The organism is Aureibacter tunicatorum, from assembly GCF_036492635.1.
Taxonomy (GTDB): Bacteria; Bacteroidota; Bacteroidia; order Cytophagales; family Cyclobacteriaceae; genus Aureibacter; species Aureibacter tunicatorum.
In genome coordinates this window covers 4,688,874-4,705,332 of record NZ_AP025305.1, presented here as the reverse complement: position 1 = coordinate 4,705,332, position 16,459 = coordinate 4,688,874, and the positions used below count along the sequence as shown (strand labels likewise).

At 37.0% G+C, this 16,459-nt stretch carries 8 protein-coding genes; 6 read left to right on the top strand and 2 right to left on the bottom strand.

The genetic code is table 11. The annotated features are described in order from the left end of the window. Nucleotides 1-21: 21 nt before the first annotated feature. The 5 genes from AABK36_RS19725 (at nucleotide 22) to AABK36_RS19705 (ending at nucleotide 13,401) form a co-directional block, all read left to right on the top strand. Nucleotides 22-3,273 carry a hypothetical protein gene (locus AABK36_RS19725; RefSeq protein ID WP_309936892.1) on the top strand — a complete coding sequence of 1,084 codons (3,252 nt, stop codon included), beginning with the start codon at nucleotides 22-24 and terminating at the stop codon, nucleotides 3,271-3,273. Between the two features lie 63 nt (nucleotides 3,274-3,336). Then, nucleotides 3,337-6,390, top strand: a complete 3,054-nt coding sequence (locus AABK36_RS19720) for an nSTAND1 domain-containing NTPase (protein WP_309936891.1) — start codon at nucleotides 3,337-3,339, stop codon at nucleotides 6,388-6,390. Nucleotides 6,391-6,417: 27 nt separating this feature from the next. Further along, on the top strand, nucleotides 6,418-7,560 hold the full coding sequence (locus AABK36_RS19715; protein ID WP_309936890.1) for a porin family protein: 1,143 nt from the start codon (nucleotides 6,418-6,420) through the stop codon (nucleotides 7,558-7,560). Nucleotides 7,561-7,622: 62 nt separating this feature from the next. After that, on the top strand, nucleotides 7,623-8,795 hold the full coding sequence (locus tag AABK36_RS19710) for a hypothetical protein (protein WP_309936889.1): 1,173 nt from the start codon (nucleotides 7,623-7,625) through the stop codon (nucleotides 8,793-8,795). 121 nt (nucleotides 8,796-8,916) lie between these two features. Continuing rightward, the gene (locus tag AABK36_RS19705) at nucleotides 8,917-13,401 is read left to right on the top strand and encodes a contractile injection system tape measure protein (protein ID WP_309936888.1); all 4,485 of its coding nucleotides are present in this window, start codon (nucleotides 8,917-8,919) and stop codon (nucleotides 13,399-13,401) included. Between the two features lie 17 nt (nucleotides 13,402-13,418). Here the strand turns inward: AABK36_RS19705 and AABK36_RS19700 are convergent, their stop codons facing one another. Both AABK36_RS19700 and AABK36_RS19695 read right to left on the bottom strand, forming a co-directional pair. Further along, nucleotides 13,419-14,249: a class I SAM-dependent methyltransferase gene (locus tag AABK36_RS19700; protein ID WP_309936887.1), complete on the bottom strand. Its 831-nt coding sequence runs from the start codon at nucleotides 14,247-14,249 to the stop codon at nucleotides 13,419-13,421. An 80-nt stretch (nucleotides 14,250-14,329) separates the two neighbouring features. After that, nucleotides 14,330-15,694 (bottom strand): hypothetical protein, encoded by a 1,365-nt coding sequence (locus tag AABK36_RS19695; protein ID WP_309936886.1) that lies wholly within the window; start codon nucleotides 15,692-15,694, stop codon nucleotides 14,330-14,332. 144 nt (nucleotides 15,695-15,838) lie between these two features. Between AABK36_RS19695 and AABK36_RS19690 the strand changes: the two genes are divergently transcribed. After that, nucleotides 15,839-16,456 carry a hypothetical protein gene (locus AABK36_RS19690; protein ID WP_309936885.1) on the top strand — a complete coding sequence of 206 codons (618 nt, stop codon included), beginning with the start codon at nucleotides 15,839-15,841 and terminating at the stop codon, nucleotides 16,454-16,456. The last annotated feature ends 3 nt before the right edge of the window (nucleotides 16,457-16,459 follow it).

Here is a 16,459-nt window from a genome sequence, read left to right as displayed (position 1 = left end):
GATTTTGCAACAAAACAAATAATGAAACAAAAGCATTCGATATACTATTTATTTGCATTACTACTAGGAATAGTATTTTCTTATTATCAAACACTAATATTTGTTAATATTACACAGAAACCACTTCCATTGAATGAAGTGGTCTCTGTGTTGTTTTATTCTGGATTGGCTATACTGCCTATCGGAATGATTTATAGATATTTGGCCTCTAAATACTCATTTTCGGTATTTGGAGGTTTTTCTTTTATAAGTTTTTTGGCAATAGTTTGCTATCAAGCTATATGGGAAAATTATTATAAGATGAGCATGGCAACTTATCTGGAGTGGAGGTATACGTTTGGAATACTTTTGGTCTCGCAGTTTTTTGTTTATAACATCATTAATAGCCTTGCAAAGCATACTGCTGACGAATTAAAGGTTGTCAAAAGAGGAACATGGACTGAGGCTAGTTTTATCATCGGTTGCATTGTATCTGTAGCATTTTTATTGTTGGAGGATAAGCGATTTGTAGGTTTGAATATAAGGGAAATATTTTCCAATCTATATATTTTGCTCATCCCATTGGTATTGGTTTTCATTGTAATGATTAGCGTTTCAAGGGATTTGAACAGAGTGCGATATAATCATTTGGTAGTAAAGACAGAGAATAAAAAAAGAAAGCTCTTTGTGGATGGTTACTTTTTACGATTGCTGGCATTGAGTGTTTTTATGTATTTCGGTTTGTGGCTTACATATATTGATTTTATCAAAATTGCTAATCATGGAGTAAAGGAAAGTCATGATGGTGGTTTAGGTTTTTGGTTGATATTGCTAGGTGTTGTGGCTTTGTTTCAAATAATCTTCAGGTTTGTTGTAATACCTAAAGTTGAAAGTCAGTTTAGTCAAAAAGTCTCAAAGTTGCTTTTGCCGATTATATTCGTGGTTTTCCAGATATTGCTATTCGTTTCGGATAAATATCTAGTCGAGGAAAGCAATCCAGATAGCTATTTCTTTTACTTTTTGATTGCAAGTTTAGGCTTTGGTGCATTTGTTGCCTTGCTCAAGGGGTTTTCATTCCCATTGCTTTGGACGTATTTGTTGCCGATTAATATTGATAGAAGAAATGATTACCAAACCAATTTGCAGCTTTATTCGAATGTGTTGTCGATGGTTTTAGCAGCGGTGGCTGTTAAATACTTAGTTCCCTTAATCAGTGTTGAATCAATTGGTTTAAAAGCTCTTCAATGGGGGAATGCTTTATTCTGGATATTATTTGTCTTCTTGGCACATCGATTATATATCATGAACTTGAAAGAGTCTCTTGATGACCGACAAAAAGACGCAAAGCTTAAGGTAGACAGAAAAGCTCTAGTTACACCTCAAGATCAATTGGAATATATTCTTTCAAAAACATCGAATTCAACAGTAGCGATAAATTCGATTACAATGTTGTCCATTCTTCATTATAAGAGATATAGGGAATGGATGCGTGGATTTGGCTATCATAATTTGTGGGATAATGAAACGGTGCAGGAGCATCTATTATATCACATTCGCGAGCTCAGATTGGTTGAGTATATTCCATTATTGGCTGAAATTGCTGAGGGAAAAAATTTCAGGATATTAAGAAATGCTCAGTTAATAGAAGAGACATTGACTTATCTATTGGAGATCAAAGAAAGGCTTGAAACGGAAAAAAGCTTTATTCAACAGTTGAGCAATTCCAGACTTTATAAAGAGAGAATTATAGGCGCGGAGTTATCCAGATATTTGAAGAAAAAGGAAGATGCGAGTATGATGAACTATCGATTGATGCATGATGCGGATTTGAGAGTTCAACAACAGGCTATTTCCTCCAATGGCATTTATGAAAAGGAAGAAGTGAGAAAAACACTTGTTCATAGACTAAGCGAGCCTAAATTGGTGAATGTGGGTAAAATGGCAATAGTAGAGGCTGGAGACCAGATGATTTCATATTTGGAGGAAGCCTTTAACATGTCTAACCAAAGCGAAAGCGCTCAGTTGGCTATATTGAAAGCATACGGAGAAATAGGCTCTAAAGCGGCTTCAGATAAGTTGTTGGACAAGCTTGTTCATCCAAATCCAAAAATAGCTTCGGAGTCATTAGCGTCATTAAGCAAGACCGTATTTTCAGCTGATAAGGATAAATTTTCCCAGTTGCGATCCGCGCTTGAGGAGAAGTGCTCTTTGACCATCAATAATATATATATTCTGAGCGTATTGCGTAGAGAATCAAGTTCCGAAATTCTGGTTAGCAGTATGAAAGACGAGATTAGATATAATTACGATGATATATATAAGCTATTATCATTGCTGTATGATAACAATACGATTTCACTGATTAAGCAATACATCTGGAGTGTCAATTCCGAGGAATCGGAGTTTGCATTGGAACTAATAAATATTACGATTAGCGACGATCTTAAACCGATGCTTTTGCCTTTGTTGGATCAAAGACCTGATGACTTAAGACTTAAAAGTTTAGAGTATGTGTTCCCTGTTGAGCAAAATGATAAGCACCAGATCTTGAAGTCATTATTGTTGAGAGATTATAAGGATCTAAACAGGTGGTCGAGAGTTTGTGTCATGAAGGAACTGGCAGAGTTCAAAGATCCTCAGGATTTTGAGCACTTTAATGCTCACTTGCTTAATCATGATGGCTTATTGGCAGAGACAGCTTGTATGATTATAAAAGAAAGCGAGATATTTTCTTTTGATGATATCAAGGGAAGGTTTATGCTTGAAAAGGCTTTTAGGCAAATTGAGAAGCAGGTGAATGAAGCGATAAGGCTGAAAGGTATAACCCAAAAATCGATTCCCATACTTCAGTTTGAAATAACTTCGTATTTGAAAAAAATTAATCCATTGACCAAGATTTCAGGATTGTTGTTGTTGGAACTTGCGAAGTTTCAAACAACACGTCATTTTTTCGAAGGAGATATTATCTGTGGCCATGATCGGGCAATAGATATGGATTATTACATCATATTCAATGGAGAGGTGAGATTGCATCAAAATATTGGCAAGCCGAGAAATTTTGCAGGAGGACAACTAGTTTCTTACTGGCAATTAAAAGATCCATTTTCTCCTATGAGAATGGAGGCTTTAACTCCTTGCTCAATGTATAAAATTAGCGCAGAGAACTTGAATAACTTATTGTCCGATTTCCCAGAGATCAGGCATGAAATGTTGACATATAATTTTGACTTGAAATCCGAATTAGGGTTTCAAGAGAAAGCATTTGAGCCAGAACTTTTGGCTTTGATGCTGTAAAATAACAAAACTTAAAAACTACAAAGCAACGAAAGATTTTTTGAAATACTATTTTCAGTAATCATGAGTGAAAATACCTTAGAACAAACAATAGAGCATGGCAATTCTTCGAAAAAGAGTTCGCAAAACCCATTTATAGGTTTGCGGCATTTTGAGGAACATGAAAAGCACCTTTATTTTGGGCGGGAAGAACAGGTGAATGAAGTGCTTCAGAAGTTGATGACTTACCGTTTTGTGAGTGTGATTGGCGTTTCAGGTATTGGAAAGTCATCCTTCTTGTATTGCGGTTTGGAGCCGGCGGTATTGAAGACCCAAACGTCTTTTGCAAAGAATTGGGAGGTGATCAAGATGCGCCCAAGCGATCAGCCTAAGGAGAACTTTATAAAAGCGCTGGAGAGCTTTATTGATAGCAAAGGCTTAGAAGAAGAACGCAGGTCAGAATTGCTAAGGTATTGCAAAACTGAAATTTTTCATGGGGATGACGCGGGGATCAAGAACGTATCGCATAAGCTGAATGACGAGTTTGGCGCTAATATATTGTTGATCATTGACCAGTTTGAAGAACTTTTCAGAATTTTGGATCATTATGAAGATGAGCGAAAATCTGTCCAATCCGAGCAGTTTGTAGATATGCTTGTTCGTTCATTAAATGACAGGGAAACGCCTCTTTTTGTGTCAATAGGCATTCGATCAGATTTTATTGGCGAATGCGCCAGATATCCTTATTTGGCCAAGCATATTAATAATAGCCAGTTTTTGATACCTCAACTTACTGAAGATCAGTTGGTAAAAGTGATCAAAGGGCCATTGGCTATGGCTCAGACAAATATTACAGATGGATTGGTGAGTCAAATTATAAATGATTTGAAAGATCAATCTGATCAGCTTCCAATTATGCAACATGCGTTAATGAGAACATGGGAGTATTGGAAGAAGAATGATGTAAGCGGCAATCCTATGGATGTGCATCATTACCAAGCCATCGGAACGATGAAGGAAGCTCTTTCCAAACATGCTCAGGAAGCATTTATGGAGTTGAATGAAGAGCAACGCAAGGTTTGCGAGCGATTGTTCAAGTCAATTACGGAGAAGAAAACAGATGGAAGAGGCATTCGAAAGCCAGCGACAATAGATGAAATAGCTCAAATCGCTCATACAACTCCAGAACGAGTGATGGAAGTGGTGGAATGTTTCAGAATGCCGGGCAGAACACTATTAATGCCCCCTTCAAATGTTCCTTTGACGAATGATACAATCGTTGACATTTCTCATGAGAGTATTATGAGGATATGGGATTTGCTTAAAACTTGGGTGGAGGAAGAATCAGAGTCAGTAAAACTCTATTTAAGATTGTCAGAAGCCGCATCGATGCACCAAGCTGGTATGGCGAGTCTTTGGAGACCGCCGGATCTGGATATTGCCACTTCGTGGAGGAAGACGGAACAACCGACACTAGTTTGGGCTTCAAGATATGATGTAGCTTATGAAAGAGCAATGTTGTTTTTGGAGTATAGCGAGAAAGAGTTTATCAAAGAGCAAAAGCGTAAAGAGGTCTTGCAAAAAAGAAGGCTTTTTATCGCAAGAATAACAGCTTCAGTTTTAGGCTTTGGTATCATAGTCGCCTTGCTGTTTTTATTTTACGGAGAGCAAAAACGTCGAGAAGCCAATAGACAAAAAGCTATCGCTGAGGTTCAGAAGCAAAAAGCAGATGAAAATAGCAAATTAGCCCAAATAGAAAGCGAAAAAGCGCAAAGAAGTGCAGAAGAAGCGGTGGTTCAATCCAACAGAGCTCAAAAGTCTGCGAATGAAGCTAAGAAAAGTTTGAAGTTTGCTTTGCAACAACAAGTTATCGCTGAATCAAAAGAGAAAGAAGCGAAACAGCAAAAAGAATACGCTGAAGTTGCTCAGCAGCAAGCTGAAATTGCCAGATCGCAAGCATATAATTTAAGATTGCTTTCGATTGGGAAATCCATGGCGATTAAATCGCAACAAGTAGACAATCCTGAGCTACAGGCTTTGTTGGCAAGGCAAGGATTTAATTTTTATGATGAAAATGGAGGAAATCCTCAGGATCCAGATCTGTATAATGCCCTTTATTATGGTATTAAGAACAATGAGGAAGAGGATTACAATACTTTGCAATACCATTCGCAAAATGTTAGAAGCATCGTATCCAATACGCTAAATAATAAGACATATTCTGCCGGAAGTGACGGGCGAATTATAGAATGGTCGGGAGATCTTAACAAGCATAATGTCAATATAATTTTCAATGACCCTTCATTAATCCATAAATCTATATCTCTAGATGCAGAAAACGAGCTATTGGTAGCCGGCGGTGATTATCCTTATGTATTGGTTATTGATTTGAAAAACCCTGACAACAATCTTAAGTATATTTCACTGGATGCTGAAGAGTTGTGGAAACTAGGTTTCATTGATAATGGAGAGAGCATAGTTGCTATCGGAGCTCAAGGAAGCGTATTCAGATTTGATTTGAATAGCTCGGAGGGCAAGTTTGAGTTGGAGGATAATGTAGATGGGAAAATCAATGCTTTGGCTATTCACCCGTCTAGAAATGAGTTTTTGCTAGGAATGTCGGATGGAACATTGAAAAAATTCAAGAACGGGACAGAGTCCAAAGTCGGAGTAAAAGGAAATGGCGCTATCATCTCATTGGCATACCATCCAAATGGGGAAGAAATTGCTATAGGGTTTGAATCAGGAGTGGTTGAGATCTTTGATTTGAAGAAGAGAAGCCATAAGAATTATCTAAAAGGACACACAGCAAGGATTAACAACTTAAGTTTCAGGCATGATGGAAGACAATTGGCTTCCGGGAGTTTTGACAAGACAGTGAGACTTTGGGATTTGTTTAGACCTGATGACCAGCCGATAGTGTTGAGCGATCATTATGATTGGGTTTGGTCAATTGCATATAGCGCTGATAGCGAATATTTGCTGGCTGGTTGTAGAGACAATATCATTAGGTTATGGCCTGTTAAGGTCGATCATATGGCTGAAAGGCTTTGTGGCAAAATCACAAGGAAAATGTCGGATGTAGAGTGGGGACAGTATGTGGGCAAGGATATTCCTTTAGAAAGCACTTGTAAATAGTTTTAACACTGATACCATTAAATGGGAATGAGAACTATCAAATTTTTAGGACTGCTTTGCTTTTTTGTGATGTCGAGCATTGTTGTTCGCTCTCAAGAAAAAGAGGACAAGGATGCAGAATGCATAGAAAATCTCAATACCGCAAAGAGAAAGTACGATGAAGGAAAAATTCATGAAATTCCTTCTTTGCTTGAGAATTGCCTGAAAAGCGGGCAATTGAAAAAGACAGAACTGTCAGAGGCTTACAAGCTTTTGACATTAACGTATTTATATTACAATGAGAAGTATTTGGCGATAGAAACAATGACCAATTTTATTTCTCTCAATCCGGATTATAAAATTGTCAGAGCCACGGACCCTGCCGAATTCATCAAGTTGTTTAATTCATTTAGAAAAGAACCTATCTTTTTGTGGGGATTCAAAGTTGGAGTTAATATGCCAATGATGAATGAGATTAATGGGCCTACTTTGGGACAGAGCTCGGCTTACAATGGTTCTTTCAAGGGAAAAGTGGGCTTTTCAGTAGGGCCTGAAATTGATCTCCATTTATATAAGGGTTTGAATTTAAGCCTTGGGGGAATTTTCTCATATAGAAGCTATAATTTCACTGAGCAACTTTTTCAAGACAATTTCATGAGTATCAATGCATTGGAAAATTCATATCTGATAGATCTTCCATTGTCATTCAAGTACTTTTTTAAAGGGGATAAGCAACAGTTTTTTGTCAGTTTGGGAGCTTATACAAGCTTTTTGACTCAAAACTCATTGACTGTTCAAAGAACTGATGTTGCGGGAGATATTAGCGATTCGTCTGTAGAAAGTCCGAGTATTGATTTCTCTGAAAATCGCTCATCAATGAGGTATGGCGCTTTGACAAGTGTTGGAGTGATGCTGAAGAATAAGAATAATCTCAATATGATAGGAATAGAACTAAGCTATAATTTTGGTTTTAATAATATTGTGAACACTACAGAAAGATATTCATCCGAGTTGAATAGAAACACGATGCTTACTTATGGATATTTGGATAAGGATGTTTCTGAGAATTATTTAACCCTATCTGTTAGCTATAAAATACCTAAGTACAACCCGAAGTTTAAAAACAAGACCAAGGTGAAGATGAAGAAGTATGGGAAAAATCGTAGTAAAATCATTCGATTTACGAATTAGAGGATAGCTGTTTTTTGAAAATATCAGCGAAAAAACGCAAACAAAAAGAAACGAAAATTGAAATGAATAGACATAGTTCCATATACACATTGATGCTTGCATTTCTGCTGTTCTCTTGCGGAGATTTTGTCGAGCTTTCCAAGACTGCCGAAGAGCAGGAGGTGAAAATCTATGGTGATATATTCAATCAAAAAGTGGTGGATGGAGTGCTTTTTGACGACAATACTTATTTATTAAGCGGAAACTCTACTTTACTGAATTATAGAGCGAGCCTTTTGATCAGAGTGGATGCTTCCGCGGAATTGGTTTCATACAAGCATTTGGAAAGCGAAGGTGACCACAATAGTATTAATAGTTTGCTTAATGTTTCTGAGTCTCAAACCGTTTATGCTTGTGGAGACATTGGAAATGGCGATACTTTAAGGTTAGGTCTTTGGAATGTGAACGAATCGACATTGGAAACCCAAAAGTTGTATGCATCTCCTCTGTCATTGGTAAATAAAGTGTCGGGAGTGGATGTGATAAGATCGCAAGATGCTCATCTTTATACGCTGGGAAATATCTTTTCAACGGATGTTAATGACAGTGAATTTTTATTGTCAAAAATCGAGGAAGCAACAAGCAATGTCATTTGGGAAAAAGTTTACGGATTTGACCAGACGGAAGACGTTGCTCAAAATTTATTCGAGACGCTTGATGGAGATTTGGTTATTGTGGGAACGACATTGTTCAATGGCTTTTTGAGTCCGAGGATAATCAAGTTGAATTCATATGGTGATATCATTTGGGATAGAATTATAAGCAGGCAAGCGTCGGAATTGCAAGGTAGCAGACTTTCTGCTTCTATCAATGAGTATGGGCTGATAACGCTTGTTTCTAGAAAAGATAATGGAGAACATTATTTGACCAAAGTATCTTCTTCTCAAGGTGATATTGTTACAAATAATCTGATATCTACCGCTGAGACCTCAGGCTCTTCAGTGACATATTCCATCAACCATTTGTCAAGAGATGTCAACTTCCAGTATTTTCTTTTGGGCAAGACCTTGGATGAAGAAAATAGCCAGATGTTGATGATGTCAGTGCAGGATAATGGTCAAGTCACAGCATTTAATACTTGGGGGGGATTGAACAATGATGAAGGAGTCAAGTATTTTCCTGAAACCAAATGGGTATTGACCAACTTGGAGATGTCTGATAAAGGCATGGTCGGCATGATTAAAAACACAAATTAATACGAGGTTATTCTCGATGCTTATAGCCCAATTCATTTAGAGTTGGGCTTTGTTATTTAATGTATTATTTTTTATAAATAATATTGTCAGAATTGAAATTCGCCCAAAGATAGAAGCTCAAGTGAAAGGAAGGAAAGAACATCATATCACAAGGTTAAAGTTTAATGTAAAATATCCTGATTCGGAAAACGGTTTGTCATTTAAGGATGAGTTTGCTGATTTTGCTCAAATGAAATTGAGCAAAGTTATCGATAATGCTTTGGAGCGACATGATGTTCAAGGTGCTGTAATTGAGGTAGGCAAGTTAGAGCTGGATATTTCAATCCAAGGACTTAATGGTTATAAGGATAAGTTGGAACAAGCTCTATTTTTAGCATTGGATGAAAAGCTGCATAAGTTAATGCAGATTAATATGCTTAGTAAAGGTGAAGAGGAGTTTAGCATTATCTCATTGAATGATTCTGAAAAGGATACATATATTTCCTTCTTGCAGAAAGGGCAGCTTCCGAGCGAGGCAATAGCTCCTCAAGATACTTTAGCTTCTTTTAGGGAAAATTTTATTGAGAGAATAAAAGAAGACCCAAAGTTTAAGGCTAGAGTTGTGGAGGTTTTGAAAGATAGAAAATCACGAATTCGATTCATTAGGACTTTCACCAAACAAGAATGGGATGTTATATTCAAAAGCCTTGATGCATCCGAAGATGTTTATGCTCAAGTTGATGAGTTTGTTCATTATTTGGACAACATTTTCAATGATAAGGTATTAAAAGAATCGTTTTTGGAGATGATGCTTTCCTTAGGGATATCAGGGAGGAAGTTAAAGGTCGAAGATGTTTGGAAGATTGTTTGGGAGGTGAGATCTAGAAAAGTATCCTTTAATGTATTGCGCTTTTTTGAAACGCTTGATAATGAAAAAGCTCAGAGCTTCTTAGCTTCTTTTTCTAAAAATCAAGTGAGAGCTTACTTGTCGGATGATTGGTTGAAATTCTCAGATAAGTACCGCATGATGATCAAAATGCCAAAATCCAAGCAGAAGTATCTTTATGATGTAATTGGCAATGATTTCATTTCATTTTCAAAATGGGAAAAAGCCAAAGCTGATTTAATCAAAGTATTTTCCGCAAACTCCTTGAAAATAAATGTAAGTGAAGTCGCGATTGAACTTTCGTTTTGGGAGCAATTATTTTTGTCAAAGCCAGTAGATAATCTGGAGAATTTCTATTTTGAGATTTATAAGAAGCTAAAAAGCGAGACACTCCATTTGGATATTTTGGCTCAAGTAATTTTAGTTTCCTATATTTTTTTAATAGAAGACAAAGTGGTGTTTTCAGAGAAAGAGTTATTGGTGGATAACTTGGATGCGATAGCTGAGGATAAGAAAGTTGATGCTTTGATCAAGAAGATGAATAATGATTTGGGAGAAGATCTCGTCGAGCATAAGGAAACGAAATTGTTATTTGAGGAAATGGCGATGATCAGGTATTATATCATGTACGGCAAATTGCCAACCATGTATGATACGACTTTGTCAGAAATCAATCCGATACAATTATTGGTTAAGCATTGGGCGAATCATTCCCAATATGTCGAAAAGTTGTTAAGAGACATGCCCTTTGCTCCTACTCTACTTCAAGAAGTTGACAAGTTGCCGGAGAAATTGAGGAAATTGATTCTGAAACAGTATAACTTGGAAAGCTCTACTGTAGAGCTATTAGACTTTAGCAATTCTCAATACCAGTTTGATATCAATTTATTATTGCCTGCGTTGAAGTACGATGACAAGCGCTTGATTGAGGAAATTAGCCTATCATTTTCTTCTAATCCCAGAGCTTTGCACCATGGACTTGAGTCTATCATGAGCGATGCTGTTGCCGGTCCGATTTTCTTCGAATCTTTGTTGAAATTTGTTGCTCGCTTGAAAATTCAAATTGATGATAGTTTTTTAGGAGTTTTAAAGCAATATGTGGCCAAAGGGAAAGAATTCGTCTTGTCCGTAAAAAGAGAACTATCAACTCCAGAGCTGGAGAAGGTATTGAGGGGAACAGCGGATAAAATGTTGGTCGAAAAATGGAAGAGATTATTAGCCAAAACAGAAGTTCCGAATACGCTGAGAGAATCATTTTCAGCTTCTCAAAATGAAGAGTTTGTAAAGGAAATAGCTTTGCATTTAGTTCCGGAATCAAAGGAAGTGAATTTAAAGCAAGAATTGATTGATTTTCTGACATTGGGAAAATCGCTTGACAGGTCGTGGAACCTAGAAGTCATCGAAAGAGCGTTATTCAATTATATAAATTCAGATTCAAATTTTAAAGCGATCTTTTTGAGTCATTCTAACAAGCCTAATGTCTTGAAATTGCTTGATAAATTTTCGTATCGTTCATTTATGGAAGTCTTATCAGCTATTTCCAGCGAATTTGTTAGAGATTGGCACCAATGGTTGAGTGTGCTGTCTATGTCCGTAGTTTCAATTTCGAAGAATAAAATCCAGGGCGAGGAAGCCATTATGAAAGCTTGGAAATGGCTACAGCCAATTTGGACAAAAAGCATTTTAAGCCAAGGAATTTATAATAGGCAATCTGAATTGATACAGTTGAAAGTAGTCATGGAAAAGATATCGAAGAGTTACGCCTTTTCGTCAAATAGACTGGCTATTCAAATGTACTATCAAAGTTTGTTGACAGACGAATCAGTAGCTGATGATATTATAAGCTTATTCCCCAAGGTGAAAGACTTGCAGTATCAATGGACGGAGAAAGATTTGGAAAGAGAAGAGTTGGCGGAGCTTTTGGCACAACATGATGATGTTATGAAAGAGATGGAGTTGAAGAAGAAGGAGGCTGATGCTGTGCGTGAATGGTTGAAAGAGCAAATGTCCTTATTGAATGACTTGCAAAAATTGGTTCGTGAAAATGATCAACAGCTAAAAGAACTTGAGGAAGAGACGGGCTTTTTTCAAAACAGCTTGTTGACAATATCACAGGAACTTAGCGGATTGGAAGGACAAATGACCAAGCTTGTTGCTAGGAAAGAAGTACTGGAAGTGTCATACAATGAAACATTGATTGATCGTGAAGGTTTGGAAACAGAGCGACTCGTTTGGGGAGAAACGCTAAAGTTGTTTTTGTCTTTTGCTCAAGATTACGAGCAAGCAGAGGAAAAGCCTGAAGATTATATGTGGTTGGCAAAAAGCTTAGGCATAGAGTTGCGTGAAGGGAGAATCTTCAGCGATAAGATGGGAGTATTAGAAAGTGGCTTTATTTCCGCTTATTTTTTGATTCTTTATGAAGATAGGGAAAGCTTTAAGGAAGTTAGGGAGTCTATTTTTGAGGGCAAGGCACGATTTACAGAAGAAAAAAGTAGAGAGAAATTTTTGCAAAAAGCCCTATCTAAGGCTATTGCAATAAGGGTTGATCATAATAAGGATTTGGCTATTGATGAGATTAGCCAAGAGCGGATGAGTGAATATGCTAAAATTGTTGAATCGGTTTTGATAATCTTAAAGCTTGAATCAACTGATGCTGATTACCAAAAGCAATTGGACTATGTAATAGCTAAAGAGTTGTCTAAGCTAGAGCATAACGATGACCAAAAAGAGGAAGGGGCATTAAAGGAAAGCTCAGGCATTGGAGAAGACCAAAAGGCTATAGAGAAGCAGTTTTTGGAAAAATTGATTTCTGATATATATATCTTGAAAGTATTTATTCAGTTTATTTTAGAACATCAATTGCTTGATATCTCCAAGGTTTCATTCGGGAACATTTTAGAACCTATATTCGCAAGTTATGAAGCCGTTGAGTTGCAATCCGAAAGAATTGAAAGGTTGAAGAAAAATATATCGGAACAAAAAGAAACGCTGAAGAATTTCAATCTTTTAGTAGCCAACAAACATCAGAGCATAAAAGAACTGAAAGAAGAGTCCGAGCACATTCAATATCAGATCAAACAGACGCAAAGCTCAATGGATGAAAAGTCCGATAATGTTCAGAAGGACAATAAAAAACATTTTGAAGTTGAGCAAAGATTGATGAAAATTGAAGAAGAGCTTGAAAAGGCGAAGAAAAAGATAAGATACGAGTTCAATGACCTGCCTGAAAATGTTTCTCAGCCAGTATATGTGAATAATGCTGGTTTGGTGCTTTTGCATCCATTTTTGCCAAGACTTTTTAAAATGTTGGAGTTGAGGGACAATAAAGGTTTTCATGATCGTGAAAGTCAGGAAAAAGCCGTATATGTATTGCAGTATTTGGTGTCAAAAAGAACAGATATACCTGAACAGGAACTGTATCTTAACAAGGTGATGTGCGGTTATCCTCTCGAAGAGCCATTGCCGGTGGAAATTGAACTGACAGAAAAAGACATGAACACATGCGACGGGCTGTTGTCATCGGTATTGGATCATTGGAAAGGAGCCAAAACAAAAGATATAGACAATTTGAGAGCGACTTTTTTGATGAGAGAAGGAAAGGTTGTTAATGAAGGCGGAAGAGTATGGCGAGTTACGGTAGAGAAAAAAACAGTTGATATATTATTAGGCCAGCTCCCATGGAGCTTGGGAATGATCAAGTATCCTTGGCTTGAAGTGCCAATCGAGGTGGAATGGTATTGATGAAGTTGGATAACTCATCAACGGTTTAAATTATGCTTTGATTCGCAATAAAGCCATTCCATGATCGAAGACCTTCTTTCTGACAATAGATATTTCTTTTGGTCCAGACTGAGGTTCTGAATAGTGTCAAAGTTATAATGCAATGCTTTTTGGACATCATCTGTGCTCAAAACAGAATGGATAACATGAGTGTCTTCAAATAATTTTTTGAGATACGTAGAGATTTCAATATCGTAGCAATCATGAGTTTCGATGATTAAATCGCATTTTTTGAGATTCTCGATATTATTTTCATTAAAAAGAAGTTTTTCAAATCCTTCACAGTCGGAAATGATTAATGCGGCTTCTCCAAACTCAAAATCATTTAAGAATTCAGGGTCGCAATATTCTTTGATGATAACTTTGTCTTGCACATTGTTAAGCTTGGCCATGCGATGGCAAAGCCTTCTGCCTACAGGGTCAAGGTCAAAGGCATAAACTTTTGTGCTAGGCATTGATTTGGCTAGTCCTACCGCATAGTACCCTTCAGCGCAGCCAATATCGAAAACGCATGAGTAACTCTTGTTTTTGACTTGCTCAATAGTTGGCCAAAGCTCTTTTTCATAAGATCCAATTAATTTGGGGTAAATAGTGCTGCCAACCGCATCAATACAAGGATATTGCATTCCTTCGAAAGGGCCGCTTAAAACCTTCATTTCATTGAATATTTTCATATCGACCTTTTTGGCTAAGGATTTGTGCAAAAACATTTTTCGAAGTCGATAGCATAAGACAAAAAAATAAGCAAACGATGACAATGCTTTCCAGATAATATCTTTTGTAGCTATGAGTAAGGCTAGTTTTTTCATTAAGAATAAATTTTATCTTAGGAAATAACTACAAGTGCAAAAGATGGTTTGAATGAAAATTAGACTTTTTGATGCTAATATTATGGATCCAAAGGCGTGTTTTCACCATATTTTTGTTCCATATCGTGATTAAGGGCATACACCATTTCAAAAGCTGAGTGAGCGAATGACTTCCAGTATGAAAAGTGCCTTGGAGTTAAGATAGTGCGGAATTCGACAATTGGAGCCTGATGTTCTTGCCCATGTCCTACCATATCCACTCTATCTCCCATGGAGCCTAGAGATTCCAATTCATATGCACGAAGCTTGTTAGGGAAGTTTCTTTCCGTTAGCAAATCCTGACCTCTGGCGATTCCTTTGAGCCATTGTATTCGGCTGAGATCTTTCAAAATGTTTCTATGAATGGCAGGTTTGCTATTCACGAATATTCCTTCTTTGAAAAACGGCTTGGAAAAATCTTCTCGATGAAGCTTGCTGCAAACGGAGTAAACCACTTCAACCCATTTTTTTCCATCTTCAGCTTTGAGATCTTCCTGTTCCATTTCGGGTAGCAATTCGAACATTTTAGCAAAGTCGGTTCTCCAGAGTAAAGGCGTGAAAGATTTAGCGTACTTCCCAATCTCATATGCAGAGTAGTAAAGGTAAGTGACCACTGATGATAGCAATCCCATAAGCGATTCACTCATAGGATATTCTTCCAAGGACACTTTTTCAATGGCATTGAGAATATACCTTATGGTTCTAGACCTAGAACCAGCAGTGTCATAAGGCTTGTCGCTAACAGACATGATCATTGTCCTTCCTGCCTGCCTTCTAATTTTCATTTCTTGTGTTTCTTCTTTCAAGGGAGCGCTTAAATCTTCCAATAATTGCCATAGCTTATCTTGTCTGATGCCGGCGGTCATTTGAAAGTATCCCATGACATGCTTTTGCCTAGTGAAGACTGTTGCATTTTCAAACCAAGGCGCCATTACCCCGGATGAGGGCTTTATGCCTTTTATTCCTATCAAGTCCAATTCGTTTCGCTCCCAGACCTTTTGATTGAGAGCTTTTCCAAATTCATACAACTTTTCCATGACTCCCATCATTTGAAGAAAGCCATCTTGAGTTTCCTCAAAGGGATCAGTGACAAATTCGAGATAAGCATTTCCTGTTTCAGGCACATCAACCTGCAAGCTGTAGCCTTCATCTTCAAAGATAGTGTCGCCTTTTTTAAAAGGAGTTTTATGAGTTTGGCTTGTTGCTCCGTAGTCCCCATGTTTGTAAAACTCCTCTTCGCTCATGTAGGTGAAGAAACCCGGAATTTCTACTTCAAAGCCAACAGCTCTTTGGATAACATCTTCATGATTCTTGAACTCATGTTCAGGAGGGGGCTTTGCTTGTGCGCATTTTCCCGAAAGTACAGGTTGAACAGGTTTATTGATATGTTCTTGTAGAGATTTCAAGTAAAAAAGATATCATATGAATTTTATATACATTTAAGCTTTAATTTTTATAAGATGTTTCTTTTTTTGAATAAAATACATTTTATGTATAAATTATTCTCATTCTTTGAATTCAGATTTTTTAATGATAAAATTTTAGTTGTTATGACATTCGCGACGTGGGAACTTTTTTTAAAGGAACTAGAAAGAAATATACATCCTAAGAAAGAAGAAATAAAAGACAAGTATTTGTTTTTGTTGGAAAATGAGATTTGCGATGAAGATACTTTTGAAAAATTGATATCCATTAGATATATGGCGGCTTATGAGCAGGCTTTGAATGAATATTTGCATCCGCCTTTTGAGTGGGAACAATCTAATATCAAATCCGAAATTTTTCACTTTGGAACTTTGGCGGAGGCACTGCTTGAAATGTTCATTCATGAATTGGTGAAAAGGAGAAAGCTGTCTTTGGTGGAAATAAAGAAACATGCGAAAAAATATCCTGATGATCAGCATTTGACCTTTAGTCAGTTGATAGGCATTATTAAAGATTTTAAAAATAAGATGTTGTTAATCAGTTCTAATAAAGATGATGTCAAGTATTTGGGGGAATTGGTTGTCGTTTTGAATGCGTTGAGAATTGAGCGAAATAAAATTCATTTGAATCAAATCTTGCCAACTAAAGACGGAGAAGCTTTTCATGAAGAATTTAGATTAATGAATATTCGAAATCACATTTCTGACTTGCCAAAACGGTTCATGAATTTGTTGGAAATATGATTC